This window comes from Azospirillum sp. SYSU D00513, assembly GCF_017356015.1.
GTDB lineage: Bacteria > Pseudomonadota > Alphaproteobacteria > Azospirillales > Azospirillaceae > Azospirillum.
The window spans coordinates 1-24,572 of sequence record NZ_JAFIQV010000026.1; the positions used below are offsets into that span (position 1 = coordinate 1).

General features: G+C 70.2%; 25 protein-coding genes and 1 tRNA gene. 8 read left to right on the forward strand and 18 right to left on the reverse strand.

Annotated features, from left to right (window positions below; all coding sequences use genetic code 11):
• Window positions 1-148: 148 nt before the first annotated feature.
• Window positions 149-239, reverse strand: a tRNA-Ser gene (locus tag JUB11_RS18965).
• A 116-nt stretch (window positions 240-355) separates the two neighbouring features.
• The gene (locus JUB11_RS18970; protein ID WP_207460145.1) at window positions 356-1,141 is read right to left on the reverse strand and encodes an alpha/beta hydrolase; all 786 of its coding nucleotides are present in this window, start codon (window positions 1,139-1,141) and stop codon (window positions 356-358) included.
• A 188-nt stretch (window positions 1,142-1,329) separates the two neighbouring features.
• Between JUB11_RS18970 and JUB11_RS18975 the strand changes: the two genes are divergently transcribed.
• The gene (locus tag JUB11_RS18975; protein WP_247887163.1) at window positions 1,330-2,229 is read left to right on the forward strand and encodes a TIGR01459 family HAD-type hydrolase; all 900 of its coding nucleotides are present in this window, start codon (window positions 1,330-1,332) and stop codon (window positions 2,227-2,229) included.
• 52 nt (window positions 2,230-2,281) lie between these two features.
• On the opposite strand, the gene JUB11_RS18980 is transcribed toward JUB11_RS18975, so the two are convergent.
• Window positions 2,282-2,602, reverse strand: a complete 321-nt coding sequence (locus JUB11_RS18980; protein ID WP_207460146.1) for a ribbon-helix-helix domain-containing protein — start codon at window positions 2,600-2,602, stop codon at window positions 2,282-2,284.
• Window positions 2,603-2,929: 327 nt separating this feature from the next.
• Between JUB11_RS18980 and JUB11_RS18985 the strand changes: the two genes are divergently transcribed.
• From JUB11_RS18985 to JUB11_RS18995, 3 genes are all read left to right on the forward strand, one after another.
• Window positions 2,930-4,165: a hypothetical protein gene (locus JUB11_RS18985; RefSeq protein ID WP_207460147.1), complete on the forward strand. Its 1,236-nt coding sequence runs from the start codon at window positions 2,930-2,932 to the stop codon at window positions 4,163-4,165.
• A gap of 26 nt (window positions 4,166-4,191) precedes the next feature.
• Window positions 4,192-5,205, forward strand: coding sequence for an SH3 domain-containing protein (locus JUB11_RS33225; protein WP_207460148.1), 1,014 nt, complete (start codon window positions 4,192-4,194; stop codon window positions 5,203-5,205).
• 139 nt (window positions 5,206-5,344) lie between these two features.
• The gene (locus tag JUB11_RS18995) at window positions 5,345-5,761 is read left to right on the forward strand and encodes an organic hydroperoxide resistance protein (protein ID WP_207460149.1); all 417 of its coding nucleotides are present in this window, start codon (window positions 5,345-5,347) and stop codon (window positions 5,759-5,761) included.
• Between the two features lie 137 nt (window positions 5,762-5,898).
• Here JUB11_RS18995 and JUB11_RS19000 read toward each other — a convergent pair whose 3' ends face one another.
• Entirely contained in the window at window positions 5,899-7,728 is a 1,830-nt protein-coding gene (locus JUB11_RS19000; RefSeq protein ID WP_207460150.1) for a transglycosylase domain-containing protein, read from the reverse strand.
• A gap of 166 nt (window positions 7,729-7,894) precedes the next feature.
• On the opposite strand from JUB11_RS19000, the gene JUB11_RS19005 reads away from it, so the two are divergent.
• Window positions 7,895-8,638 (forward strand): SDR family oxidoreductase, encoded by a 744-nt coding sequence (locus JUB11_RS19005; protein ID WP_207460151.1) that lies wholly within the window; start codon window positions 7,895-7,897, stop codon window positions 8,636-8,638.
• 94 nt (window positions 8,639-8,732) lie between these two features.
• Here JUB11_RS19005 and infC read toward each other — a convergent pair whose 3' ends face one another.
• The 6 genes from infC to JUB11_RS19035 form a co-directional block, all read right to left on the reverse strand.
• Window positions 8,733-9,260 (reverse strand): translation initiation factor IF-3, encoded by a 528-nt coding sequence (gene infC / locus JUB11_RS19010; protein ID WP_207460242.1) that lies wholly within the window; start codon window positions 9,258-9,260, stop codon window positions 8,733-8,735.
• Window positions 9,261-9,343: 83 nt separating this feature from the next.
• A complete protein-coding gene (gene thrS, locus JUB11_RS19015; RefSeq protein WP_207460152.1) occupies window positions 9,344-11,308 on the reverse strand; it encodes a threonine--tRNA ligase in 1,965 nt (654 codons plus the stop codon).
• A gap of 47 nt (window positions 11,309-11,355) precedes the next feature.
• Entirely contained in the window at window positions 11,356-11,688 is a 333-nt protein-coding gene (locus tag JUB11_RS19020) for a HigA family addiction module antitoxin (RefSeq protein ID WP_207460153.1), read from the reverse strand.
• A gap of 294 nt (window positions 11,689-11,982) precedes the next feature.
• Window positions 11,983-13,245, reverse strand: coding sequence for an EAL domain-containing protein (locus JUB11_RS19025; protein ID WP_207460154.1), 1,263 nt, complete (start codon window positions 13,243-13,245; stop codon window positions 11,983-11,985).
• 3 nt (window positions 13,246-13,248) lie between these two features.
• Entirely contained in the window at window positions 13,249-14,337 is a 1,089-nt protein-coding gene (locus JUB11_RS19030; RefSeq protein WP_207460155.1) for a quinone-dependent dihydroorotate dehydrogenase, read from the reverse strand.
• Window positions 14,334-14,735, reverse strand: coding sequence for a DUF952 domain-containing protein (locus JUB11_RS19035; RefSeq protein WP_207460156.1), 402 nt, complete (start codon window positions 14,733-14,735; stop codon window positions 14,334-14,336). The genes JUB11_RS19030 and JUB11_RS19035 overlap by 4 nt, the downstream gene beginning before the upstream one ends.
• Before the next feature lie 261 nt (window positions 14,736-14,996).
• Between JUB11_RS19035 and JUB11_RS19040 the strand changes: the two genes are divergently transcribed.
• The gene (locus tag JUB11_RS19040) at window positions 14,997-15,215 is read left to right on the forward strand and encodes a hypothetical protein (protein WP_207460157.1); all 219 of its coding nucleotides are present in this window, start codon (window positions 14,997-14,999) and stop codon (window positions 15,213-15,215) included.
• A 181-nt stretch (window positions 15,216-15,396) separates the two neighbouring features.
• Here JUB11_RS19040 and JUB11_RS19045 read toward each other — a convergent pair whose 3' ends face one another.
• The 8 genes from JUB11_RS19045 to JUB11_RS33390 all read right to left on the reverse strand — a co-directional run bounded on the left by JUB11_RS19045 (window position 15,397) and on the right by JUB11_RS33390 (window position 23,395).
• On the reverse strand, window positions 15,397-15,630 hold the full coding sequence (locus JUB11_RS19045; protein WP_207460158.1) for a hypothetical protein: 234 nt from the start codon (window positions 15,628-15,630) through the stop codon (window positions 15,397-15,399).
• 519 nt (window positions 15,631-16,149) lie between these two features.
• Complete coding sequence (locus JUB11_RS19055; protein ID WP_207460160.1) at window positions 16,150-16,989, reverse strand: calcium-binding protein; 840 nt, start codon at window positions 16,987-16,989, stop codon at window positions 16,150-16,152.
• 404 nt (window positions 16,990-17,393) lie between these two features.
• Entirely contained in the window at window positions 17,394-17,876 is a 483-nt protein-coding gene (locus JUB11_RS19060) for a cell wall hydrolase (RefSeq protein ID WP_207460161.1), read from the reverse strand.
• The gene (locus tag JUB11_RS19065) at window positions 17,873-18,208 is read right to left on the reverse strand and encodes a hypothetical protein (protein ID WP_207460162.1); all 336 of its coding nucleotides are present in this window, start codon (window positions 18,206-18,208) and stop codon (window positions 17,873-17,875) included. Before JUB11_RS19065 ends, JUB11_RS19060 begins: the two co-directional genes overlap by 4 nt.
• Before the next feature lie 98 nt (window positions 18,209-18,306).
• On the reverse strand, window positions 18,307-19,896 hold the full coding sequence (gene terL / locus JUB11_RS19070; protein WP_207460163.1) for a phage terminase large subunit: 1,590 nt from the start codon (window positions 19,894-19,896) through the stop codon (window positions 18,307-18,309).
• Entirely contained in the window at window positions 19,893-21,923 is a 2,031-nt protein-coding gene (locus tag JUB11_RS19075; protein ID WP_207460164.1) for a glycosyl hydrolase family 28-related protein, read from the reverse strand. The genes terL and JUB11_RS19075 overlap by 4 nt, the downstream gene beginning before the upstream one ends.
• Before the next feature lie 51 nt (window positions 21,924-21,974).
• Window positions 21,975-22,706, reverse strand: a complete 732-nt coding sequence (locus JUB11_RS19080; protein ID WP_207460165.1) for a hypothetical protein — start codon at window positions 22,704-22,706, stop codon at window positions 21,975-21,977.
• Entirely contained in the window at window positions 22,706-23,395 is a 690-nt protein-coding gene (locus JUB11_RS33390) for a hypothetical protein (RefSeq protein WP_348771462.1), read from the reverse strand. The genes JUB11_RS19080 and JUB11_RS33390 overlap by 1 nt, the downstream gene beginning before the upstream one ends.
• A gap of 143 nt (window positions 23,396-23,538) precedes the next feature.
• Here JUB11_RS33390 and JUB11_RS33395 point away from each other — a divergent pair, with 143 nt between their 5' ends.
• Entirely contained in the window at window positions 23,539-23,871 is a 333-nt protein-coding gene (locus JUB11_RS33395; RefSeq protein ID WP_348771463.1) for a hypothetical protein, read from the forward strand.
• 63 nt (window positions 23,872-23,934) lie between these two features.
• Complete coding sequence (locus tag JUB11_RS33400; RefSeq protein WP_348771464.1) at window positions 23,935-24,177, forward strand: hypothetical protein; 243 nt, start codon at window positions 23,935-23,937, stop codon at window positions 24,175-24,177.
• The last annotated feature ends 395 nt before the right edge of the window (window positions 24,178-24,572 follow it).

A 24,572-nucleotide genomic window follows, 5' to 3' on the forward strand; every position in this document is an offset into this window, starting at 1 on the left:
CCTTCCGCAGTTGCGCTTCACTTCGCTCGCCGTGATCAGCTTACGATGGGACTTGCACCCACAAGAGAACGCCCATGCTGGGCGCACAACGAAAAAGGCCCGGCGCTTCGCCGGGCCTTTTTCCTAGGGTCACCACCCTGAAACTCAGTGGCGGAGGGAGAGGGATTCGAACCCTCGATACGCTTTTGACGTATACACACTTTCCAGGCGTGCGCCTTCAACCACTCGGCCACCCCTCCACTGTGGGGGCGGTTTATACTGACCTTGGCGGCGGGGCGCAAGCCCTGAAAATCATCTTCCAAGGGGGCAGCGTCATTTTTTCGACGCGGCCCGGCGTCCCCGCCCAAGGACGCTCCTAAACACCCAGCAGTTCGTCCAGCGTTCGGCACAGCAGCGCCAGGTCCTGGTCGCGGGACAGGCGGTGGTCGCCGTCCTTGATCAGGGCGATGCGGACGTCCTGGGTGGTCAGGGCATCGGCGATGCGGAGGCTGACCCGCCAGGGCACGTCGGGGTCCTCCATGCCGTGCAGCAGGCGCACGGGACCCGCGAAGGGGATGGGGCCGCGCAGCAGCAGATGGTCGCGGCCCTCCTCGATCAGGGCGCGGGTCAGGGGCTGCGGGTCGGGGGAATATTGGGTCGGGCGGTTCCACACGCCCTCCTCCAGGATCAGGCGGCGGGTCTCCTCGTCGAAGACGTCCCACATCAGATCCTCGGTGAAGTCCGGGGCCGCCGCGATGCCGACCAGGGCGGCGACGCGCTCCGGCCGCCGCAAGGCAGTCAGCAGCATCATCCAGCCGCCCATGGAGGAGCCCACGAGGATCTGCGGCCCGCTGGTGACCTCGTCCAGCACGGCCAGCGCGTCGTCGGCCCACAGGCCGATGGTGCCGTCCTTGAATCGGCCGCTGGAGACGCCGTGGCCCTGGTAGTCGAAACGGGTGAAGGCGACGCCACGCTCCGCCGCCCAGGCCTCCAGGGTCAGCGCCTTGCTGCCGCTCATGTCGGACATGAAGCCGCCCAGGAACATCACGCCGGGCTTGCCCGCGCCGGCGGCGCCGGCCGGCGTGTGGTGATAGGCTATGGTCGCGGGGCCGCGGGTCAGGCTATGGTGCGCGCCGCCCGAGGCGGCAGCGGGTCCGGTCATGATCGGGAACCTCCAGGCCAAAGGCGAAAAACACGGGCCCTCCCCGGACGGAACGGCGCCGTGGCGGGGCAGCTTAGGCAGCGGCCCGCCGCCGCGCAACCGCCCCGCCCGGCCGGACCCGTTTGATCAAGCCCGCCCACAACGCCGCCCCTTACCCCCGCCCCTTCACAACGACGGCCGCAGGACCCATGCCCGAAACCACGCCCGCCCCCATGCCGAACGTCGAGCAGCGCCCCGGCATCGGCCCCGTCATCGACCGCTACGACGGGCTGATCCTCGACCTGTGGGGCGTGATCCACGACGGGCAGGCGCCCTATCGCGGCGTGCTGGACTGCCTGGAGCGGATGGCGGCGGCCGGCAAGACCGTCTGCCTGCTGTCCAACGCGCCGCGCCGCACACGCGGGGTGATCGCGCGGCTGGAGGAGCTGGGCGTCGGGCGCGGCCTCTACCGCCACATCATGACCTCGGGCGAGGCCAGCCATGACGCCTTGCGCGACCGCAACGACGCCTGGCACGCGGGCCTGGGCCGCCGCCTCTACCACATGGGGCCGGAGCGCGACGCCGACGTGTATGAGGGGCTGGACTACACGGTCGTCGCCTCGCCCGAGGAGGCCGACTTCGTCCTCAACACGGGCATCGACGATTTCAGCGAGACACTGGCCGATTACGAGCCGGTGCTCCAGGCCTGCGCCGCCCGCAAGCTGCCGATGCTCTGCGCCAACCCGGACCTCGTCGTCATGATCGGCACGCAGATGGCGATCTGCGCCGGCACGCTGGCGCTGCGCTACGAGGATCTCGGCTGTTCGGTTTACTGGCACGGCAAGCCGCACGCGCCGGTCTACGACCGTTGCCTCGCGCTCATGGGGATCACCGACAAGCGCCGCATCCTGGCGGTGGGCGACAGCCTGCGCACGGACGTCGCCGGGGCCAACGCGGCGGGGATCGACGTGGCGCTGGTCACCGGCGGCATCCACATGGAAGAGCTGGGCGGCGCCTGGGGGCGGGACGCCGATCCGGCCAAGCTGAACGCCGCCGTCCAGGCCTCCGGCCACACGCCCACCTTCGCCATCCCCAGCCTGCGCTGGTGATGAAGGCTTCCGGCCCCGGCCGGCCCCTGTTTGCGGGGCGGAAGCGGGGCCGTCACTCCTCCAGCGGGATGGCGTCGTCCAGCGCCTTGCGGAAGACCGCCGGCCCGCTTTCCCCGGGCGAGGCGAGCAGTTCCATCGCGTTGCGGAAATAGCTGACGATGAAGACGCGGATCGACGCGGTCAGGTTCGCCTGGCCGCGGCGCTGGTCGATCTGCGTGCAGATCTCGTTGATGGTCAGATCCTCGCGCTCGCAGATCTCCCTCAGCGAGTCCCAGATGTAGGGCTCCATGCGCAGGCTGGTGCGCCGTTTGCCCACCCGCACGTTGCGGCAGATGAGGGACGGCCCTTCCTTGTTCGCGCCACTGCCTGCCATGTCCTCCACACGCCCCATTCTTCCACGATCGTCCGTTCAAACGGGATGACATGCATCCATTCGTGTGATGATATTGCAAACGGCGTGTGTGCTCAAAGCCAAATTCGACCAGCGGTCGCGCAACCCTCCTGCATATCCCCATATGCGGGTTGTACCCTCCCCCTCTCGACCGCCAGGGATGGTCGTGTCGGCAAAAGCCGCTTCCCTTGCCGGGCCGTTCGCTATACCAGTGCAGGAGGGTCCGGCGGCGATCCGGACCCGGTGGATTCCCGGCCGGCATGGCCGCGGCGGGTGAAAAACCCGGTGGAAATGGGTGGAGACCGAAGGATGGTGCAGCCGGCTCGTTGGCGATTCGCGGCGGCGCTGGCGGCGGGGCTGCTGTGCGCCGGCCCGGTCGCCGCGGCCGACCCGGCGGCTGAGCCAGCGGCGAGCCCGGCTTCGGAACCGCCCGCCGATCCGGCACCGACGCCCACTCCCGGGGATGGCCTGGTGAACGCCGCCGCCGCCGAGCGCATCCGGGCGGAGGCGGCGCGCCTCGTGCCCGCGCCCTGGCGGGTCCTGGACGTCGCCATCGAACCCCTGCGCCTCCCCACCCTGCCCGGCGACGCCGAATCGCGCGTCCTGCCGTCGGCCTCGCGCGTCACGGCGCGCGTCGCAGCACGGGTGGCGCTGGGTGAGCCGACCTTCCTGGTGGACAGCCGGGAGGGGCCGGTCACCTTCGTCCGCCCCGCCGCCGATCCGTCGCTGGAAAAGACGCTGACCGCCACGGCGGTGGCGACGCGCAACGCCGCCGACGCCTGGACCGTCCGGCTGGATCCGAACAACCCCGAGGTCTTCGACGGCGTCGGTCGTCCCGCCGCCGAACTTCCGGGCCGGGTCATCCCCATCGGCAGCGAGGAGGAACGGCGCCTGCGCGCGGAGATCGCGGAGCAGGCGCGCCGCCGCGTGGCGGAGGAGGAGGCCCGCCTCCAGCGCGAGCAGGAGCTTCTGGCCCGCCAGTCCGCCGCCGCCAAGCTGGAGGCGGAGCGGCTGGAGAACGAGCGGCGGCTGGTCGAGGCCCGCGCGGCCCAGATCACCGACCTGCGCTCCAAGCTGGCCGGCGAGGACCGCTCGGCGCGCCTCGCCGCCTACGAGGCGGCACTCGGCGGCAACGACGCGGCCCTGCGGCAGGTCGCGGTGGAAGCCGCCCTGCGCAGCCGCGACCCGGTGCTGGCGAACCTCGCGCTGAAGGACTGGCTCGCCCGCAAGCGGCAGATCCCGGTCCAGCTCTTCGCCACCAAGGAGGACCGCAATTCCGAGACGGTCCTGCACAATCTCGGCCCGCTGACGATCGAGGTCGAAAGCTTCAACCGTGTGGGTGGCGCCGTCACCGGCCGGATGGGTGCCCCGGGCTACAACATCGCCATGCCCTCCGCCGCCGTCGGCGCGCTCGCCCAGACCGAGTTGGCGTTGAACTCCTACGGCTGCGCCCTGAATCTGCGCCTGACCGAGCACCAGACGCTGGACGGGCTGTTCCGCTGCCAGACGCTGCCGCCGCTCATTGCGCGCGTCACGCTGGACTAGGCCCCCGGACCGGGCGGGAGGGCGGATTGGACAGGTCGGCTGGAGGTTTCCGGGGATCGTTCGGCGCGGCGGGTGCCGCGTTGCTGCTCCTGCTGACGGCGGCGGCGGCGGCGCAGGAGGCTGCGGGACCGGACAGCGGCGCGCCGGAGAGCTTCACGCCGCGCCCGCCGCCCACCGCCCTGCTGCCCCGGCTGACGCCCGAGCTGCCGGACCCGCGCGCGGCGTCGGCACCCCGGCTTCCCGCCGCTCCTCCGCCGGTGGTGGCGCCTCCCCTTTCGGCGCCCCTGCCGGGCGAGGTCCCGGCGGACGGGACGCCGCCCGCCGTCACGGCGCCCCCGCTTCCGGCTCCCGTTGCCGTGGCACCTCCCCAACCGGCAGCCGCGACGCCGGCGCCGCCCGCGCCGGCGGAGCGGGCCGCCGAGGTCCCGGTCCCAGCTCCGAAACCGGAACTCCCCACCCCGGCGAAGGCCGCGCCGCCCGCCGCGGCGGAGGCGAAACCGGCGGCGGGCGGCGGGCGCACCGTCTGGGCGGAGCAGGACGTCTATGTGCGCGACGCGCCGAACCGCAACGGCCGCATCGTCGATGGGCTGTCGCGCGGCGACCGCATCGAACGGATGGAAACGCTCCCCAACGGCTGGGCGCGGGTGGCGCGCAACGGCCGGAAGGGCTACACCCACGGCAACTATCTCTCCGACAGCCCGCCGCCGCGCGCGGGCGGAGCGGCGGGTACGGGTGAAACCGGGAGCAGCCCCTGGGCGGCGACACCGTCCGAGGCGAGGGCGGAGGACGGCTGCGCCCTGCCCGACGACCTGCCGGCCAACGCGCGCGACCCCGTGCCCGCCGGCACCCGCGTGCGCGTGGTGTCCGACGCCTATCTGCGGGCCGGCCCCGGCTGCAACGCGCGGGTGCTCGACGTGCTGGAGAAGGGGGAAACGGTCACCGTCCTCGGCAACCGGGGCAACTGGTACCAGGTCGGCCGGGACGGGCGCGTGCTGGGCTTCGTCGGCGGCGCCCTGCTGGTGCCGGTCCGGGGCCGCTGAGCCGGGCCTTCCCCCCGCATTCCCATTCCACCGGGCGGAATAGCCGAGGCGAAGTCTGGCCGCCACGGCGCCGGCACCCTAGCGTCCTCCGCGTCAGACCCGCGCGCCGGCACCCGGCGCCGCATCAGGAGGAAACACCATGGCGTACACGACCAAGGCCACCGCATCCGGCGGACGCGAGGGCAAGGCCGCCAGCGACGACGGCAAGCTCAGCGTCACCCTCGCCACCCCAGTCGAGATGGGCGGCAAGACCGGCGACGGCACCAACCCGGAGCAGCTCTTCGCCGCCGGCTATTCGGCCTGCTTCCTGGGCGCGCTGAAGGTCGTCGCCCGCAAGGAGAATGTCCGCATCCCCGCCGAGGCGACGGTGACCGCGACGGTCGGCGTCGGCCCGCGCGAGGATGGCGAGGGCTTCGGGCTCGACGTCGCGCTGGAAGCCAGCCTGCCGGGCATCGAGCGCGACGTCGCCGAGAGCCTGATGCAGAAGGCCCACATCGTGTGCCCCTACTCCCACGCCACCAAGAACAGCCTCGACGTGAAGCTCTCAGTCGCCTAAAGGCGACGTACCGGCAAGCCTGTCGCTTGCCGTATTTGCGTTCAAACGCCACGCAGGCTTACCGCGCCACGTGGCGCGGCGCCCGTCGGGCGCTCCGGTGAGCGAATAGAGTATTCGCTCACCGGTTGTTCACCCCGTTACTTGCCGAGCTTGGCCGCCTCGATCATGAAGGCGCGCCAGATCTCGGCCGGGACGGAGCCGCCGTTGACGCTCCTCATCGGGGTGTTGTTGTCGTTGCCGACCCACACACCCACCGTGATGCCGTTGGCGAAGCCGACGAACAGGGCGTCGCGGTAGTCGTTGGTGGTGCCCGTCTTGCCGCCGGCCGGGAAGGACACGCGCGCGGCGCGCCCCGTGCCCCCGGTCAGCACCCCGGACAGCATCGCCCTCATCGCCGTCGCGTGCTCCGGCGCGATCACGCGCTCGCGCTTGCGCCCGTCATAGGCGAACAGCTCCTTGCCGTCCGGGTCGGTGATGGCCCGGAACAGGTGCGGGCTGACCGCGAAGCCGCCGTTGGCGACCGTGGCGTAGGCGCGCGTCATCTCCAGCAGCGTCGTCTCGCTCGCCCCCAGCGCCAGGCCGGTCTCGCCGGTCAGCGGCGAGGTGACGCCCAGACGGCGCGCCACCGCCACCACCTCGTCCTCGTGGCCGCGGGTCAGCCGGACGGCCGCCGTGTTGGTGGAATGGGCCAGCGCCTCGGCCAGGGTCAGGCTCTCGTCGTAGCGGTTGTCGAAGTTGCGGATGGTGGTCCCGTTGGCGAAGGTCAGGCGCGAGCCGTCCACCGGGGAGGCCGGCGTCAGCCCGCGTTCCAGCGCCGCCAGATAGACGAACAGCTTGAAGGTGGAGCCCGGCTGGCGGCGGGCCAGCAGCGCGCGGTTGAAATGGTCGCGCCGGGCGGCGAAGTCGCGCCCGCCGATCATCGCCAGCACCTCGCCGTCGCCGTCCATCGCGACCAGCGCCACCTGCGCGTCGCCCATCGCCTTGGCCCGGCGCTTCGTCACCACATCCACCGCGCGCACCGCCGCCTCCTGGAGGTCGAGGTCCAGCGTCGTGCGCACGGTGAAGGTCGCGTCCGGCTTCTCCTCGCCGCGGTAATGCCGCTTGGCGAAGCGGTCGAAATGGGTCTTCGCGGTCTCGCGGAAATGGCCCGAGGCCAGGATCGCGGCCTTGTGCTCCTGGGCCAGCATCGGGCGCTGGCGCTTGGCCTGCTCGGCGGCGCTCTTGGTGATGAAGCCGGCCTCCACCATGGTGTCGAGCACGATGGCCGCCTTCTCCTCCGCGCGCTTGGCGTCGTTGAAGACGTTGAGCCGCGCGGGCGCCGGCAGGGAGCCGATCAGCAGCGCCGATTCCTTCAGGCTCAGCCGGCCGGCCGATTTGGCGAAGTAGATGCGCGCCGCCGCGTCCACGCCATAGGCGCCGAAGCCGAAATAGGCGCGGTTCAGATAGAGGTAGAGGACGTTGCGCTTGCCGATCTCGTCCTCGAACTCGTTGGCGCTGTAGAGTTCGAGCGCCTTGCGGGTCCAGCGGTCGTAGTCCTTGAGGAAGATCAGCTTCATCGTCTGCTGGGTCAGCGTGCTGCCGCCCTGGCTGAACCGCCCGGAGGTCGCCGCGATGGCCAGCGCGCGCGCCAGCCCCTGGTAGTCGAGGCCGCCATGCTCCAGGAAGCGCCGGTCCTCCTTGGCGATCAGTGCCTGCACCAGATGCTTGGGCAGCTTCTCCAGGGGCACCATGTCGCCGTAGCGCTCCCCCACCGTGCCGAGGAAGCGGCCCTGCCGGTCATGGAAGCGCACGCCGCCGCCGCGGCCGTGCTTCAGGATCTCGTCGACGCTGCGGAAGCTCTCCCCGAACAGCTCGAACGAGGCGCCCTGCGCCTGGGCAGGCGCGTGCGCGCTCCAGGCGCCGAGGCTGAGCGGGAGGGCAAGGGCTGCGGAGAGGGCGAGGCGGCGCAGGAAGGAGGTCCGGGGCATCGGCTCAACGTCATATGAAGCTTCCTGACAGGTCGTGATGCCCGTCGGGCCACGCAATGCGATACCCCATAATTTCAGGCCGCCGGACGGCAACGGTTGCGCCCGCCCGGACGCTCCGCCCATCATGCCGGTCATGGAAACGACGCTTGGGACGCGGGAGGAAAGCATGTCCACGATCATCGTCACCGGCGCCGGCCGGGGCATCGGCGCCGCGACCGCCCGGCTGGCCGCCGCGCGCGGCCACGCCGTGCTGGTGAATTACGAAGCCAACGCCGAGGCCGCCGACGCGACCGTGCGCGCCATCACCGAGGCCGGCGGCCGGGCCGTCGCCGTCCGCGCGAACGTCGCCGAGGAGGGTGCGGCCAAGGCGCTGTTCGACGCGGCGGAGGCCGCCTTCGGCCCGGTGACCGGGCTGGTCAACAGCGCCGGCATCGTCGGCCCCTTCGGCCGGCTGGAGGATCTCGACCCCGCCAGCGTCCGCCGGCTGATGGAGGTCAACATCACCGGCACGATCCTCTGCTGCCAGGAGGCGGTGCGGCGCATGTCCACGCGCCACGGCGGCCGTGGCGGCGCCATCGTGAACCTGTCCTCCATCGCCTCCGTGCTGGGCTCGCCGGGCGAGTTCGTGGCCTACGCCGCCAGCAAGGGCGCCATCGACAGCCTCACCATCGGGCTGGCCCGCGAGGTCTCCAACGAGGGGCTGCGCGTCAACGCGATCCGGCCCGGCCTGATCGACACCGACATGCAGAAGCTCGCCGACGGCCGCAACCGCCTCGACCTCTACGCCGCCTCCCTGCCCATGGGCCGCGCCGGCACCGCCGAGGAGGTCGCCGAGGCCGCCCTCTGGCTGCTGTCGGACGCCGCCTCCTACGTGAACGGCACGCTGCTGAACGTGACCGGCGGGCGGTAAGGCGGCCGGCCCGGCGGGCGTCGCCAAAGAGAAAGGCCGCCGCCCCCTTGGCAGGGGAGCGGCGGCCATGTTCAGCCGGAGGCTGGGACACGCCTCAGCGCGGCGACAGCACCATGATCATCTGGCGGCCTTCGAGCTTGGGCATCTGCTCGACCTTCGCCACGCCCTCCAGATCGTCGCGGACGCGGACCAGCACCTTCATGCCGAGATCCTGGTGGGCCATCTCGCGGCCGCGGAAGCGAAGCGTCACCTTGACCTTGTCGCCCTCGTCGATGAAGCGGCGCGCCGCGCGCATCTTCACGTCGTAGTCATTGTCATCGATGCCGGGGCGGAGCTTGATCTCCTTGACCTCGATGATCTTCTGCTTCTTGCGCGCCTCGTTGGCCTTCTTCTGCTCCTCGTACTTGTACTTGCCGTAATCGAGGATCTTGCAGACGGGCGGATCGGCCTGGGCCGCGACCTCCACGAGGTCGAGGCCGGCGTCCTCCGCGGCCAGGAGCGCGTCGCGCAACGAGACGACGCCCACCATCTCGCCGTCAGCCCCGACGAGACGGACAGAGCGTGCCGAAATCTCCCGGTTGACCCGCGGCCCATCGCGGGTGGGAGCGGCTTCGGAAGGGATCCGGGCTATGGAGCGTCTCCATGGGCTGGTGGCCGCTCCGGGTCCGGCCCCTCATCGGACGTCCGAACCCGGAGAAGCGTGGGTTAAAACGGTGAGTCGAAGGCCCGGTCTCCCGCCGGGGAACGGGCTTCCTCGACAAGTTTAGTGAGCGCCGCGTCCAGGGCAAGGACTTCCTGATCCTTACCACCAAGGGTGCGGATGGCGACCGTGCGCTCCTCCGCCTCGCGCTTGCCGACGACCAGCAGCAGCGGGACCTTCTGAAGGCTGTGCTCGCGGACCTTCAGGTTGATCTTCTCGTTGCGGGTGTCTATGCCCGCGCGGATGCCCTTGGTCTTCAGCGCCTTCAGCACCTCGGCGGCGTAGCCGTCCGCCTCGTTGGTGATGGTGCAGACCACGGCCTGGACCGGGGCGAGCCAGAGCGGGAACTTGCCGGCGTAATGCTCGATGAGCATGCCGATGAAGCGCTCCAGCGAGCCCAGGATGGCCCGGTGCAGCATCACCGGGCGGTGACGCTGGCTGTCCTCGCCGATGTAGGAGGCGTCGAGCCGCTCCGGCAGCACGAAGTCGAGCTGCAGCGTGCCGCACTGCCAGGTCCGGCCGATGGCGTCGGTCAGGTGGAACTCCACCTTCGGGCCGTAGAAGGCGCCCTCGCCCGGCAGCTCCTCGAACTCCAGCCCGGCGCTGCGCAGGGCCTCGCGCAGCCCTTCCTCGGCGCGGTCCCACACCGCGTCGTTGCCGGCGCGGACGTCCGGGCGCAGGGCCAGCTTCACGTTGATGTCCTCGAAGCCCAGGTCCTTGTAGACGCCGAGCTGGAGCTTGAAGTAGTTCGCGGCCTCCGACGGCACCTGCTCTTCCGTGCAGAAGATGTGGGCGTCGTCCTGGGTGAAGGCGCGCACGCGCAGGATGCCGTGCAGCGCGCCCGACGGCTCGTTGCGGTGGCAGGAGCCGAACTCGGCCATGCGGATCGGCAGGTCGCGGTAGGAGCGCAGCCCCTGGCGGAAGATCTGCACGTGGCCCGGGCAGTTCATCGGCTTGATGCCGAGCAGCTTCTGCCCCTCGTCGGCCTCCACCTTGAACATGTTGTCGCCGTACATGTCCCAGTGGCCGGACGCCTTGAACAGCGAGCTGTCGATGAGCTGCGGCGTGCGCACCTCGACGTAATCGTCGGCCTGGAGCTTGGCGCGGATGTAGTTCTCCAGCGTCCGGTACAGCGTCCAGCCCTTGGGGTGCCAGAACACCGACCCGACCGCCTCCTCCTGGAGGTGGAACAGGTCCATCTCCTTGCCCAGCCGGCGGTGGTCGCGCTTCTCGGCTTCCTCGAGCTGGTGCAGGTAGGCCTTCAGCTCCTTCTCGTCGCGCCAGGCGGTGCCGTAGATGCGCTGGAGCATCGGGTTCTTGCTGTCGCCGCGCCAGTAGGCGCCGGCCAGCTTCATCAGCTTGAAGGCCTGGCCGACGCGGCCAGTGGAGGGCGCGTGCGGGCCGCGGCAGAGATCGAGCCAGTCGCCCTGCCGGTAGATGGAGATCTGCTGGTCCTCCGGGATCGCCCCGACCAGCTCCGCCTTGAAGCGCTCGCCCTTCTCCGTGAAGAAACGCACGGCCTCGTCGCGCGACCAGACCTCGCGCGTGAAGGGGCGGTCGCGCTCGATGATCTCGCGCATCTTCGCCTCGATCCGCGTCAGATCGTCGGGCGTGAAGGGGGTTTCGCGCGCGAAGTCGTAATAGAAGCCGTTGGCGATCGCCGGGCCGATGGTCACCTGCGTGCCGGGATACAGCTCCTGCACGGCCTCCGCCATCACGTGGGCGGCGTCGTGGCGGATGATCTCCAGCGCGTCGGGATGGCCGCGCGTGACGATCTCGATCTTGGTGTCGCCGGTGACGGTGGTCGTGAGGTCCTTCACCTGGCCGTCCAGCTTGACGGCAAGTGCATCCTTGGCAAGGCGCGGTCCGATGGAGGCGGCGATCTCCGCCCCCGTGACCGGCCGGTCGAACTCCCGCACGCTGCCGTCGGGCAGCGTGATGGCGATGTTGGACGTCACCGAAGTCACCATTTCTTTGCGTTAAAACCGATTCCGGCTCGCGGCCGGAGGCGCCCGTTCTACCGCGCTTTCACACCGTCCACAATTCCCTTGCTATCCGCCGCGGCAAGGGGGCGGACTTCCGCGTCGAGCCGAACGCCGAGCGCCGCCTTGGCCAGGGCGAGGTCGTGGCCGGCCTGGAGGTCGATCCAGAACCGCTCGGACAGGCCGAAGAAGCGGGACAGGCGCAGGGCGGTGTCGGCCGTGATCGCGCGCTTCCCGTCCAGGATCGCGGTGATCCGGGTCAGCGGGACGCCGATGTCCCTTGCCAGCCGGTAGGCCGAGAGCCCCATGGGCTCCAGGAACTCCTCCCGCAGTGTCTCCCCGGGATGAATGGGAGCGCGGTCGCGCATGAGCGGATATCCTTTCCTGAAGCGGCAATGAAACCCGCTGTCCTTTACACCCCACGCGCCGTCGCCGCAGAAGAACAAGACCAGAGCCCCATCCTCTTCAGAAATGGATTGCCCCAGGCGGATAGCTCACTTCCGCACTCCGCTTCATCTCTTGCGGACGCCATTCCTCGGAACGAGTCACCAGCAGGCAGCACAGCTTCTGTCCTACCGAACGGCTTGATCACGGCGAACGAGAGCGTGGCGCACGGTGTTGGTGACGTCAGGCGTTACCATGCAACAGCGCCGTCCCGGCACTCACGCCGGCTTGCGCGACAGGCGGGGCTCGCCGAACAGGTAGCCCTGGCCGAAGTCGAAGCCGGTGTCGAGCACGTCGATGAGCTGGGCCTCGGTCTCGATCTTCTCGACGATGATGTCGATGGGGTGACCGTCCAGCGCGCGGCGCAGGGCCTCCACGCGCGGCGCCATGGCCGTGTCGGCGAGCAGCCCGCGGTCGAGCTTCACGTAGCGGAACTCGTGGCGGAGCAGCGCATCCACGTCGAGGTCCGGGTCGCTCACCTGGTCCATGGAGAAGCGGAAGCCCAGCCGGGCGAGCTGCGAGAGGATGCCCATGGTGACGGCGCCGCCCTCGCGCAGGTCCTGCTGGCTCATCTCGAAGACCAGCTTGGGCACCAGCGGCTGGTTCTGCGCCATCAGATGCAGGAACTGGCGCATGAAGTCGGCGTCGCTGAGCGTCGCGGCGGAGATGTTGGAGAAGAAGCCGATGGAATGCTGGCGCCGCTCCGTCTCGCGGATCAGCTGGATGCAGCGGACCAGCAGCAGGTTGTCCACGGTGGCGATCAGCCCCTCGCGCTCGGCGATCTGCAGGTAGCGGTCGGGCATGATCTGGTGCCCGTCGGCCGCGCGCACGCGCGAGAAGACCTCGTAGAAGCGGTGCTTGCGCTGGGGCAGGCTGACGATGGGCTGGAGGTAGATGTCGATGCGGTCGGCCTTCAGTGCGTCGCGCACCGCCTCCAGCACCGTGTCGTCGTCGAGCGGCGGGGCGTTGTCGTCGGGAATGCCGCGCGGGGCCGGGCGGCTGATGAGGGGAGCGCGGCGGGCGGCGGGCGCCTGCATCGCCGGCTCGGCGACGCGCGGCTCCGCCGGATGCCGGTGGCGCGCCTCCGCCGTGGCGCGCCGCTCGGTGAGCTGGCCGACGAGCGACTGGAGGAGCTTCACCTCCTGCACCATCGTCTCATAGCTCGGGTTGGCGCCCGGGTTGGCGCCGGGCGCCGCACCGGCGCGCGTCAGCTGGTCGAGGATGGCCTTGTGGCGGGCCACCTCCCCTTCCAGCATCTCGACCGTGTCGAGGAGCTGCCCCATGCGGCGGCGCACCGTGCGCTCCCGGTCCAGACGGGTCGCCATCTCGTGCAGCAGCCCGCCGGCCAGCACGACGACCGCCCCGGCAAGCCAGCCGACGAGCGGGTCCATGGCCGGCCGCATGGCCGGCAGCGTCGCCCCCACCGACAGGCCGGCGATCAGATAGGCCAGCGCGTAGACGAGGTGCGTGAGGAGCGTCATGGCTTAGCGCGCTTCCGCCCCGGCCGCATCCGCCCCGACCGCGTCCGCGACCGAAGCGAAGCCGTCGCGGCGCAGCAGGTCGGCCAGGTCGCGCTTGATCGCCGTCACCAGCGACGGTCCGGCATAGACCAGCGCGGAGTAGAACTGCACCAGCGAGGCGCCGGCCCGGATCTTGGCGTAGGCGTCGGCGCCGGACGCGACGCCGCCGACGCCGACCAGCGGCAGCCGGCCCCCGGTCAGCCGGTGCAGGTCGCGCAGCACGGCGGTGGACGGCCCGAAGAGCGGGCGCCCCGACAGCCCGCCGGCCTCGTTGCGCAGGGGCTCCGGGATCTCCGCCGGGCGGGCGATGGTCGTGTTGGAGACGATCAGCCCGTCGATTCCCGTTTCCAGCGCCACGGCGGCGATGTCGGCCTTGTCCTCCTCCGTCAGGTCGGGGGCGACCTTCAGCAGCAGGGGCGGCGGCCGGGTCAGGCCGCGGGCGGAACGCGCGTCCAGCACCCGGCCCAGCAGCGCGCGCAAGGGCTCGCGCCCCTGGAGCGCCCGCAGGCCCGGCGTGTTGGGGGAGGAGACGTTGACCACGAGATAGTCGGCGAGCGGGGCGAGCCGCGCCACGCCGATGACGTAGTCGTCGGCGGCGTCCTCCGTGTCCTTGTTCTTGCCGAGGTTGGCGCCGAAGACACCGGGGGCGCGGCGCGGGTCGTCGCGGCGGCGCTCCAGCCGGGCGGCGAAGGCCTCCAGCCCCTCGTTGTTGAAGCCCATGCGGTTGATCACCGCCCCCTGCTCCGTCGCGCGGAACAGGCGCGGGCGCGGGTTGCCGGGCTGCGGGCGGGGCGTGACGCTGCCCGCCTCGGCGAAGCCGAAGCCGAGCCGAAGCACCGGATCCACCACCTCGGCGTTCTTGTCGAAACCGGCGGCCAGCCCGACCGGGTTGGCGAAGTCCATCCCCAGCACGCGCGTGCGCAGGATGGGATCGTCGGCGCCGCGCACGGACGGAACGAGGCCCGCGGCCAGCGCCCGGAGGGTCAGCCCGTGCGCCCGCTCCGGGTCGAGGCTGCGCAGGAGCGGGCCGACGACGGGGTAGAGGTCGATCACGTCGGCAGCCCTTCCGGATCTTGCTCTGCCGGATCTTGCCCTGCCGGATCGTGAAGATGCGGCGGGAAGACGTGCCGGCCGTCGGCGCCCAGCGGCAGCGGGTCGGCGCGCAGCACGGCGGAGACGGGCAGCGCCGCGTAGAGGTGCGGGAACAGCTGGCCGCCGCGCGACGGCTCCCACCAGAGGTCCTCGCCCAGCGCGTCGCCGTCCACGGTCAGCAACACCAGCCCGTCCTGGCCGGCGCGGTGCTTGGCGGCACTCTCCTCGACCTGGGCGGCGGTGGAGAAATGGATGAAGCCGTCGGCCTCGTCCTGCGAGGAGCCGGGATAGGAGCCGGTGGCGCGCGCGCCCTCCCACTCCTCGGCCCGGCACATGTGATAGATGATTCGCTCGGTCATGGCGGCTCGGACACTAGCCGAAGGCGGTGCAGATCGCCAAGGATTTGCATTTTGCAAACGGATCCGCAAAGGGCCGAATGCATTTTGCATCTCGGGCCGGCTCAGAATATTTCCCGCCCCCTTTCCGCAAAGGCCGAAAGCCTTGCAACCATAGGCTTTTTGGACTTGCGCGCCTCTCTCGCGTTCCTTGGCACCGAACTTGCCAAGGGAGGGGCACCCGGCGCGTCAAAGCGCGGGGGCCGAACACCAGGGGGAACGCCGATGAACGCCATTTCCATGACGCTGCCGCGGGAAAGCCAGACGGCGAGCCGGATCGATTTCACGTCCGGCGCGCCGGCGGACTTCCCGGCCGAGGTCAGCCGGACCACGGTCCCGCTGAAGCCCAGCGCGGCGATGCTCGCATCCGGTTCGCGCGCCGGCGGCGTGTCAGTGGAGGTCGCCTGGAAGATCTACCAGGCGATGATCAACCACCAGGATTGATCCCGGATCGTCCGGGAGGCCGCCAGATCCCCTCTGGCGGGCTTCTCTATCACCTTCATCCATATGTGCGATCCTCGATTATCGGCCGCACACTGATCCCGCCCCTGTGACAGGTCCGGGGGTGACAGCAAACTGGCCCGTCCCTCCAGCTGGAGAGGCGGGCCTTTCTGCGCTCGAAGGTCTAGGAAAAGTGGTGGAGACGCGCCCCTGCTCCGACAACCTTATCAAGGTTGTCGTCGTTGAGTTCGGTCGCCCCGACACCCTGAAGGTCCTCCTCCGACACGTCATAGCCCCGCGCCTTCAGGGCTGCCGATGCGCCAGCCGCATCCGAGATGGCCTGGGCGACGAACGCTTTCAGCTCGGGGTTGCTTTCGGCGTCATTCTCTAGACGATGCAGTTCCTGGGCGCTCACCATGACCTCCTGACTTGGGTGAACCGCAACGCTACTACTTTCGCGCAGAGCGGGGTAGAAGGGTCGCGCCGCCCGGAGCCCTGTCGGCCATCAGCCGTTTGGACAGGCGGGATCCCCGCCAGGGCGCCCCTCGACCGATACCGCCTCGGCCCGCCTCTCTACGGGGGCGTGCCTTTCCGTGCCGGATTGCCCGTGCCGCCACGGCGCGGTTGGTTCAGCCTGTGGCAATGCCCAGGCCGCGCCAGGGCGTGCCCATGAAGCCAAATGACCCGGACAGCCGGTTCGCCGGCCGTCCTTTTTCACGAGACGCTGAGAGTCCTCGACCGCATGCCAGCGGGTTTGCGCGACGCCATCATGGCGTTTCGCCCCGACGGGCTGGATTACACCAACGCGGCGGCCCGCCTCCGGGTTGAACTCGGCACCGCACGTTCGCGGCTGTGCCGCGGGACGGTGAGGCCGCGGGACGGTGAGGCTGCGGGAAGTTGGAAGGGCGACGCGGCGTAAGCAGCCTTCATTCGGCTCTTAGGCGTATGTGATCCATTCCGACGAAAACGCGGGTGTCGCAAAATTCAAGAGCGTAAGCGTACTTCCACTCGCCAACGAAAGAACCGCTTCACCAGCAGAAGTGCTGCTGACTGCGTAGATTTGACCAGGAGACATTTCTATCCGATCACCTTCCCATGGATTGAAGTCCAACACCCGATCCGCGCCATACCAATCACGCACAAGGAAGGTGTCGGCACCGGCACCTCCCCGTAGATCGTCGTTACCATAGCCTCCATCCAAGCGGTCATTTCCCTGACCGCCGAACAATCCGTCATTATCGGAGCCGCCAATCAATGCATCGTGCCCGAGCCCACCAAAGAGAACGTCGGCGGCATCTCCTCCATAAAGCACGTCATGATCAGTGTTGCCGTACAACACATCGCTACCGCTGCCGCCATCGATGTAGTCGCTTCCTGCTTTTCCCAGGATGCTATCATTTCCTGTGTAACCATACAAACCATCATCATAGCTGGATGCTACTATGTAATCAGAGTGCCGAAGAATATAATCCATGCTAAGCTTACTTTCGAAATCAGACAGACTCCAAAAGCTCAAATCCATACCAGAAACCGAAAAAAGCATACCTCCATTAGGCGATGTAGCCGTAAGCGTGCTCACATTGCCATATGGGCCGTAATAGTTATTCCAGAATGAACCAGACATAGAAACGTCAAATACAGGAGATCCTCCCAACGTATACCGCCAGGACACATTCGTAGCGCTATCATTAGTCACATAAAAGTTATCCCATTGGATGCCTGTTGCCCCTTCATCGCCGTCTAAATTGATTCTACCGTTCGCAAATACTGTGGCCATATTTATTCCGGGTCCTGTGTTTACGTTTGACGCCCACGACAGCAGCGCACAATCCGGATACGCACAGACATCGCTGAGCCTGCGTTATGCAGCAATGAAATGCTAGAGCCGGTAATCACGGGTTGCAACCCCTATACCGAATATCCTCGTGGTGTTTACTCCATAGTACCGGAACGACGTCCGGTTCGGTCATGCACCAAAATTCTTGTAGGATGTCCTCTCTGTCAAAAGTAGAGGGCCCCCCCATTGCGCAGACGCTCCAGACTCGCGCCGATCCGGCGCGCATCCCGCCGGAACGCTTGCGGAAGGGGATATCCAGCATGCCGGGCCAACCACGGCGGTGACCACGGATGGTCGACGGCCCCAGCCCCCTCACCGCGCGGAGGGGGCTGGAAGCGCGCCGTTCACTCCACGCTGTTGTAGAAGAGGTGATGGCCGATCTCGGCGCTGGGCCCATGGCCGCGCGCCCAGGCGGGGCTGATGCCGGCCCGGTGGTAGTGCGTCGCCCCGCCGGTCGGGTCGGGCAGCAGGCCCGACACGGCCCGGCGCGCCACACGCAGGCAGGCGGCGAAGACCGGGTCGTCCGCCGTCACCGCCAGCAGCTTCGCCCGGTTCGGGTCTCCCACGTTCCAGCAGGAGAACTGATAGGGCTTGCGGCAGACCGCGACCACGCTGTCGCCCCACCACCAGCCGCCACGCCTTTGCGCGCGGGCGACGCGGTTCATGACGACGGCGGCGACCGCCTCGATGCCGCGCACCGGTTCCCCGCGCGCCTCGCCCCACAGGGTGCGGGCGAGGATGTCCACGGGGTCGTCCGCAGGCGGAGCCGGGATCGGGGCGGAGGCCGCCGAGACCGGCCGGACCGGGGTCAGGACGCGCCGGCTCATGACCGCACCTCCTGGGGAAGGCCGGCGCCGAGCGCGGCGGGCCGGGATTCCAGCTTGTGTTCGATGCGCAGCAGATGGCCGGTCAGCCGCTGCTCCACGTCCTTCAGCGTGGAGACGGACACGTAGCTCTTGGCCACCTCCAGCTTGTAGGCGGCCAGCGCCTCGCGGAGCTGCGCCTGCCCCTCCTCCGCCCGGCCGCGCAGGGTCTCCATCGCCGTCTCGGCGTCCTTGCGCAGCCGCCCGATCAACCAGAACAGGCCGGAGATCGCGGGCAGCTCCACCGCCGTGATCCACCAGCCCAGGTCCAGGCCCGGACCGAAACTCTCACCCATGGGGTCTCTCCTCGTCGTGAATGGAAAAGGGCAAAGAAAAAGGCGGGCTCGCGCCCGCCTTGCCTGACCGCCTCGCACGCCCCCTCGCGGGGCCGGCCTCACACGTCCCAGTCCGACGGCGCCACCACCGGCGCCATCCCCCGCCAGTCCGGACGCGGTCGGCCGAGAGGACGCTCCACAGCGCCTGCACCGGGCGCCGCCGGCCGGGCGGCGCCCGGCTTCTCGAAGCGGTAGGGCTCGCACAGCAGGCAGCCGGCGACGGCGTCCAGCCCGTCGTCGTGCCCGCGGTAGCTCCCGTCCGGCCGCCATTCCCGCATCTCGCGGATGAAGGGCGTGCTCCAGACGCTGCGGTGGGCGAGCAGCCGGTTGTCGGCGAGGATGGCGGCGTAGGCCTCCTCGATCCGCTCGGCCTTGGCCTTGCGGCTGGACTCCTCGATCACGGCGGCGGGCGTGCCGGTCTTCCTCAGCACGGAGCGGAGCTGGCCCGGCAGGAAGCGCCCGACCCCGTTGATCTCCACCCGCACGTTGGGCAGGTGGTGGTCCCGCAGGAAGGCGGCGACCTGCCGGCACTGCTGCTCGGCCTCGCTGTGCTCGTCCGCCGCGTCCACCGTCAGGTAGCGCAGCCGGTGCAGGAAGAAGCGCCCGTCCTCGCTGCCGAAGACGGCGGCCACGACGCTGGAGTCGCCGCGCCGCACACCCTCGGCGGAGGGGCGGGCGAAGGCCGGATCCCACCAGCAGGAGGCCGAGGCGAGCCGGGCGCCATTCAGCGTCAGCACCGCCCGCCCGCGCGATTCGCGGTAGTCCAGCTCCCCGTCGTAGATCCCGAGCCGGCCGGGGTCGAACCAGCCCTCCGCGATGTTCACCGGCTTCAGCAGCATCTGGCTGCTGAACTTGTTCGGGCCGGTCGCCTTGCGCATGCGGTTCACCTGCGCCTCGTCGAAGCGCTTGGGCCAGGCGTAGGTCCGCCGGCCCGTTTCGTCCTCGGTGTAGACGGGCAGCAGCTTGCGTTCGAACCCGTCGAGGAAGGGCACGCTCTCGCCCGCCTCCGGCCGGGGCTCGTCGGCGTAGATGGTGTAGTAGCTGTGCGGCGTGCCGACATAGAGCTGGGCGCCCCCGGGCACCAGCACATATTCGATCTCCGCCAGCTTCTCGCGCAGGTCGTCGCGCTTCACCGCGCTGTCGGAGGTGCGCGGCACCTCCACGTCGTCGCAGATCACCACGTCGGCGCGGCTGCCCGTGATGTTGCCGCCGATGCCGCTGGCGATCATGGACGGGTCGCGCAGCTCCCGCGTGCGCACCACCGTGAACTGGTCCTGCGCCCACTGGTCCCGGTCCCGCGCCGGGGGCTTCAGCCCGGCCGTGTCCGGGTGGCGCTCGATGATGCGCTTCACGTTGCGCACCATCTTCTTCGCCAGCTTCAGGTCGGCGGCCAGCACCAGAAGCCGCCGGTTGGGGTCGTCGTACAGCAGCCAGGCGGCGAACAGCCCGACCAGCGAGGACTTGCCGGCCCCGCGGAAGGCCATCAGCAGCATGTTGCGGTTGTGGCCCCGGCAGCGCTCCTCCAGCCAGGCGGCGAGGTCCCGGTGGTGGCGCGGCGTGCTCAGCTCCGACAGGCGGTTCCAGTCCTGGACGAAGGCGACGAAGCCCTTCCTCGCCGCCTCCGCTCCCACCCTCGCCGGCACCGTCATGGGTTGCGTCCCAGTATGTGCCAGCCGGCGTCGTTCGACATGACGGTCACCGCATGGCCCTGGCCGGTCAGCGGGATGGGCTCGTTGTCGGGGCCGCCGCCGCCCTGCTTGGTGACGGTGACCGGGTTGCCGGACGGATCGGTCTTCTTCACGGTCAGGCTTCGCCCGACGGCGTGCGGGGCACCCGGCACCGGCAGCCGCACCTCCACGGCACCGCCATAGGCGCTGACCAGATAGAGCGACTGGTTCAGGTCCGGCTCGAACAGCGGGGCTCCCTCGTGGAAGTGGCTGTTGCCCGGCGGGTTGGTGCCGCCGACGATCCACCAGCCCGCCCCGTTGGAGACCAGCGTCACCATGTCGTAGCGGTTGCCGAGCGCCACGCTGCGCCCGTCCGGCCCCGGACCGCCCGCTTCCGTGATGGTGACGGTGTTGGCCGAGGCGTCGGTCTTCTTGATGGTGATCTGGTGGCCGTTGGCCGAACCGGCCCCGGGCAGCCGCGCCTCGACCGGCCCGCCATAGGCGCTGAGCAGGCAGACCGAGCTTCTCAGGTCGAGTTCGACCAGCCCGCCGGCCGCCGGCTCGATGTAGTCGGTGTCGAAGCGCAGCGCCTCCACCGTCAGCGTCGTGATCCGGCTGCGCTCCATGCGGTTCTTGTCGGGATATCCCGCGTTGCTGGCGGTGTAGCGCCCGCCCGACAGGTCCTGGATCGCCGGCCCGGCCGAGGCCGACAGCAGGTTGGAAATGGCGGTCTCGTTCGATCCCTCCTCCAGCATCACGTTGGGCACGCCGCCCAGCGTCTCGGTGTAGAGGTTGACGATCAGCGTCTTCTCGCTGTTCGCCCCGACGCGGAAGCAGGAATGAGCGCTGGTGGACAGGTCCGTTTCGCAATCGACGAAGCTGTTGTTGTACTTGCCCTGCTCCACGTAGAAACCGCTGCCCGAGATCGGCGCCGACAGCGAATAGACGCGCACGGCGTGGAAGCGGTTGGCGTTGGGCGTGTCGCCCGCGCCGCTGCGGGTCAGCCAGACGCCATGGACGGCCGGCCGCGCGATCAGCACCCGCGCCACGTTGTTCCAGTAGCAGGGCCGGCCGGGATCCGCGTACCCGTCGAGCAGCAGCCCGTAGCGCGCGTCCCAGACGGTCAGGTCCAGCAGAGCGTTCTGCACGCAGGGTCCGTCGCGCCCGAACAGCCGGACCCCGGCGAGCCCCCCTTCAAGCCGCAGGTCGCGCAGCGTGGCGTAGCTGTCCGGCAGATGGACTAGGTCGAAGGCGGCCGAGGCGGCCCGCAGGATGGAGGTTTGGCCGGCCCCGCCCAGCGTGTGGCCATAGGGAAGCGTCAGCGTGTTGCCGATGCGGTAGATGCCCGGCGGCACATGGACCGCCTTGGCGGCGGCGATCGCCGCCTGGATCGCCAGCGTGTCGTCCACGATCCCGTCGCCGACGGCGCCGAAATCCTTCACCGACACGAAGTCCGACAGCTTGTCGCGCACCGGGCGGCTGACGGCGCCGGTTCCCGGCGGAACGTAGGTGGACAGCGCCTCCTCGTCCACCGGCGGCTGCACCGTCGGGTTGCCGGCGGAGTCGAAGCCCAGCAGCTTGCCCGCCCGGTTGAGGCGGCCGGGCAGCAGGTTCGAGGCCGGCAGGTCGGTGTCGGCGTAGCGCAGCATCAGCTCCTGGTCGCCGGCCACCTGCTGAAGCCCGGCGGTCAGCCGGTCGAACTCGCCGTTGAGCGAAGAGGCCGGCAGCGGCCCGCTCTCGCTGAAGTCGGTGGTGCGCTCGATGGGGGTGCGGCGGCGGAGCAGCACGGCCGTCCCGGCGGCGGGGGCCGCCGCGAAGGTGACCGTCCCGCCGGCCGTGGCCCCTGCCCCGGCCACCGCGTATCCGGTGGACTGGAGGGCGGCGCCCAGGAAGACCTGGAGGTCCTCGGCCGTGAAGACCGGGAAGGGGAAGGAGAAGACGGTCTGCGCGCCGTCGGCGAGATACTGCGCGCGCGGATTGCCGCGCGGAACGCGGATGGGAGTGGGCATGGGTTCATCCCCCGATGGCGGCCCGAAGGCGCCGGGTCAAAAGAAGCGGCCTCAGTAGAACCGGCTCAGGAACTCCAGCCTCTGCCGTTCGGCGAGCTGCGCCTGCTCCAGCAGGTTCAGGCGCCGGCGGTCGTCCAGCTCCTGCTGGACGGCCTGGCGGCGGATGCGGTCGAGGTCCTGCGACTCCCGCCGCTCCGCCGCGCTGTCCCCGACGAGCCCGAGCAGGATCGCCTCCCCCGATCCGTCGGCGCTGCTCACCCCCTGCGCGCCGAGGCTGGCGCGGCTGCGCCCCATGGCGCGGCGCAGCGCATCCACGCGGCGCCGCTCGTCGGTCTCGGCCGTCGCCCTGGCCTGGGCGAGGCGGTTCCCCGCGTCGGCCTCGCGGGTGCGCAGCTCGGCCTCCTGCCCGGCGCGGAGCTGCGCCGCCGTCTGGTTCTGGCCGGCGGAGAGCCAGTTCATCTCGCGGGCGCGGGCCTGTTCGGCGGCGATCCGCTCCTGGTCGGCCTGCTGGAGGCGCCGGGCCTCCTCCTGGCGGCGCAGCTCGTCCTCGCGGCGCCAGGCGCGTTCCTGCTCCTCCTGGCGCAGGCGGGCTTCCTGCTCGCGCTCCTGGCGGGCGTAATCGGCCTGGAGCGCCAGTTCCCGCTCGTTCGCCTCCGCGGCCGCGGCGGCGGAAGCCGAACCGGCGGATGTGGCGGATGCGGCGGATCTCCGGGCGGAGGTTGCGTTGACGACGGAGGTGGCGAGCGGCAGGGCCGCCGTCACGAAGGGGGTGATTCCAGCCATCAGCCGTTTGCCTTCAGTTCCATGGTGACGGAGAGCAGCGTGAAGGGCAGCGGCGCGTCCTGTTCGATGCGCCACAGGGGGCGGTCGATGTCGCGCCGCCAGCCCAGCGCCCGCAGCCGGCGGTCGCCGGAGACGCGCGGCGGGACACCGCCCGGCGGCTGCGGGCCGAGCCGGTGCAGGGGAAAATCCTGGAGCCCGCGCCCGAGATCGGCGCGCAACGCCGCCGTCTCCTCCAGCCGGAAGGCCACGGCGACGAGCCGCAGGGGACCGGTCCCGGCCGGTGCCGCCTGCCCGACCAGGTTGGCCGGCAGGGGCTCGATCCGGTGCGCGTAGGGCAGCCCCGCCTCGACCCGGCGGGCCGGCGGGTCGACGGTGACGGCGCCGGCCTGGACGGTCACGGCGGGATGCACCACCCCGTCGGCGACGACCGCGAGGCTGCGCCCCTCCAGATGGGCGAGCCCCGACCAGACGGCGGCGGGCGTGTCGCTTTCCCCGGCCAGCGCGGAGTCGAGGTTGAGGGCGTCGTCGAAGCGTTCGATCGTCCAGCGGCCCTCCCGGTCGATCAGCAGCCAGACCTCGTCCCCGACCACCGCGACCGACCGCACCAGCCCGTCCGTCTCCAGCCGGGTCCAGGCGGTCACCTGCTCGGCCCGGTAGACGGTGAGCGCGCCGAGCGCGCCGTCCTCCATGACGACGAAGAGCAGCCGGCGGGTCTGGTCGTAATCCTGGTCGCGCGGCCCCCGCCACCAGATGGCGGGCGAGCAGCGCCAGGTCGTTGGCCTGGTAGGCGGCCTCCGTGTCGGTGTAGACGAACTCGCGGATCTCCCGTCCGTTGCGCGACACGAAGAGCGTGGCGCCGTCCACGTCGCGCGGCGGGACGCTGCGGTCCACGGGGGAGCCGATGCGCGTCTGCCGGTTCAGCTGGATGCTCTGCGGCGTCAGCGGATCGCCGGTCACCATGTATTCGGCGCCCGAGGTGAAGATCTGCAGGTGCCGGCCCGAGAAGAGGCCGCGGATCGCGTTCACCTGGTCGGACAGGATGCCGAACTCGATGGCCTCGTCGTCGCGGCCGGTGCCGAGATCGAAGTTCCAGAGATCGGCGGAGCGCGACATCCACAGCCGGTTCGGCAGGTCGCGCGAGCCGCCGACCACCAGCCGGTCCTGATGGAAGGCCGCCGACACCGGCCAGCCACGCAGGCGCGAGAAGGACTGCTCGTCCCAGTTCACCGTGGCCGCCGTGCCGGCCAGCGTCTCCTTGACGGTGGCGGCGAGCTGCGTGGCCGAGGCGACACCCGTGACGAGGAGCTGCCGCCCGCCGATGCGGATGCGGCAACCCTCCAGCAGCGGGTCGAACACCGGGGCCGAGGCGGTGACGGTGACCGCCCCGCTCGTGGCCGAAGGCTTCACGGTCACCTCGGGCGGCGCGAAGCGGTGGAAGGGCATGCGGACGAGGTCCTCCTCCGTCACGTAGCTCCATTCGGTCAACGTCCAGCTCGCCGGGCCGTCGCGGGTCAGCTTGCGCGGGGGCACGTCCGGGTGGCAGACCAGCAGCGTGTCGGCGCTCTGCGTCCAGGCGACTTGCGTCAACTGCGCGGCGGTCCAGGGAGCGTCCACCGTCGCCACCCGCCCGTCGCCGAGATAGACGTCGATCCGGCCCTCGGAGAAGGCCAGCAGGTAGGTCTGCTCCGTGTTGAACTCGAAGGCGACGAGCCGGCCCGGCCCGCGCGCCGCGTCGGCGAAGGCGAGGCCGGAACGGCGGGTGACGCCGCCCGTGGGGTGAATGAAAAGATTGCGCAGGGCCAGCGCCCCATTGTCGTAGGCGCGCAGGTCACCGCGCCCGAGCAGCCGGCGCGAGATCTCCCCCGC

Bases quoted from the DNA above. Each gene is read 5' to 3' on its own strand.
- JUB11_RS18970 (WP_207460145.1), bottom strand. From the start codon at position 1,141: ATGACCGGACCCGCTGCCGCCTCGGGCGGCGCGCACCATAGCCTGACC.
- JUB11_RS18975 (WP_247887163.1), top strand. From the start codon at position 1,330: ATGCCCGAAACCACGCCCGCCCCCATGCCGAACGTCGAGCAGCGCCCC.
- JUB11_RS18980 (WP_207460146.1), bottom strand. From the start codon at position 2,602: ATGGCAGGCAGTGGCGCGAACAAGGAAGGGCCGTCCCTCATCTGCCGC.
- JUB11_RS18985 (WP_207460147.1), top strand. From the start codon at position 2,930: ATGGTGCAGCCGGCTCGTTGGCGATTCGCGGCGGCGCTGGCGGCGGGG.
- JUB11_RS18995 (WP_207460149.1), top strand. From the start codon at position 5,345: ATGGCGTACACGACCAAGGCCACCGCATCCGGCGGACGCGAGGGCAAG.
- JUB11_RS19000 (WP_207460150.1), bottom strand. From the start codon at position 7,728: ATGCCCCGGACCTCCTTCCTGCGCCGCCTCGCCCTCTCCGCAGCCCTT.
- JUB11_RS19005 (WP_207460151.1), top strand. From the start codon at position 7,895: ATGTCCACGATCATCGTCACCGGCGCCGGCCGGGGCATCGGCGCCGCG.
- thrS (WP_207460152.1), bottom strand. From the start codon at position 11,308: ATGGTGACTTCGGTGACGTCCAACATCGCCATCACGCTGCCCGACGGC.
- JUB11_RS19020 (WP_207460153.1), bottom strand. From the start codon at position 11,688: ATGCGCGACCGCGCTCCCATTCATCCCGGGGAGACACTGCGGGAGGAG.
- JUB11_RS19025 (WP_207460154.1), bottom strand. From the start codon at position 13,245: ATGACGCTCCTCACGCACCTCGTCTACGCGCTGGCCTATCTGATCGCC.
- JUB11_RS19035 (WP_207460156.1), bottom strand. From the start codon at position 14,735: ATGACCGAGCGAATCATCTATCACATGTGCCGGGCCGAGGAGTGGGAG.
- JUB11_RS19040 (WP_207460157.1), top strand. From the start codon at position 14,997: ATGAACGCCATTTCCATGACGCTGCCGCGGGAAAGCCAGACGGCGAGC.
- JUB11_RS19045 (WP_207460158.1), bottom strand. From the start codon at position 15,630: ATGGTGAGCGCCCAGGAACTGCATCGTCTAGAGAATGACGCCGAAAGC.
- JUB11_RS19055 (WP_207460160.1), bottom strand. From the start codon at position 16,989: ATGGCCACAGTATTTGCGAACGGTAGAATCAATTTAGACGGCGATGAA.
- JUB11_RS19060 (WP_207460161.1), bottom strand. From the start codon at position 17,876: ATGAGCCGGCGCGTCCTGACCCCGGTCCGGCCGGTCTCGGCGGCCTCC.
- JUB11_RS19065 (WP_207460162.1), bottom strand. From the start codon at position 18,208: ATGGGTGAGAGTTTCGGTCCGGGCCTGGACCTGGGCTGGTGGATCACG.
- terL (WP_207460163.1), bottom strand. From the start codon at position 19,896: ATGACGGTGCCGGCGAGGGTGGGAGCGGAGGCGGCGAGGAAGGGCTTC.
- JUB11_RS19075 (WP_207460164.1), bottom strand. From the start codon at position 21,923: ATGCCCACTCCCATCCGCGTTCCGCGCGGCAATCCGCGCGCGCAGTAT.
- JUB11_RS19080 (WP_207460165.1), bottom strand. From the start codon at position 22,706: ATGGCTGGAATCACCCCCTTCGTGACGGCGGCCCTGCCGCTCGCCACC.
- JUB11_RS33390 (WP_348771462.1), bottom strand. From the start codon at position 23,395: ATGGAGGACGGCGCGCTCGGCGCGCTCACCGTCTACCGGGCCGAGCAG.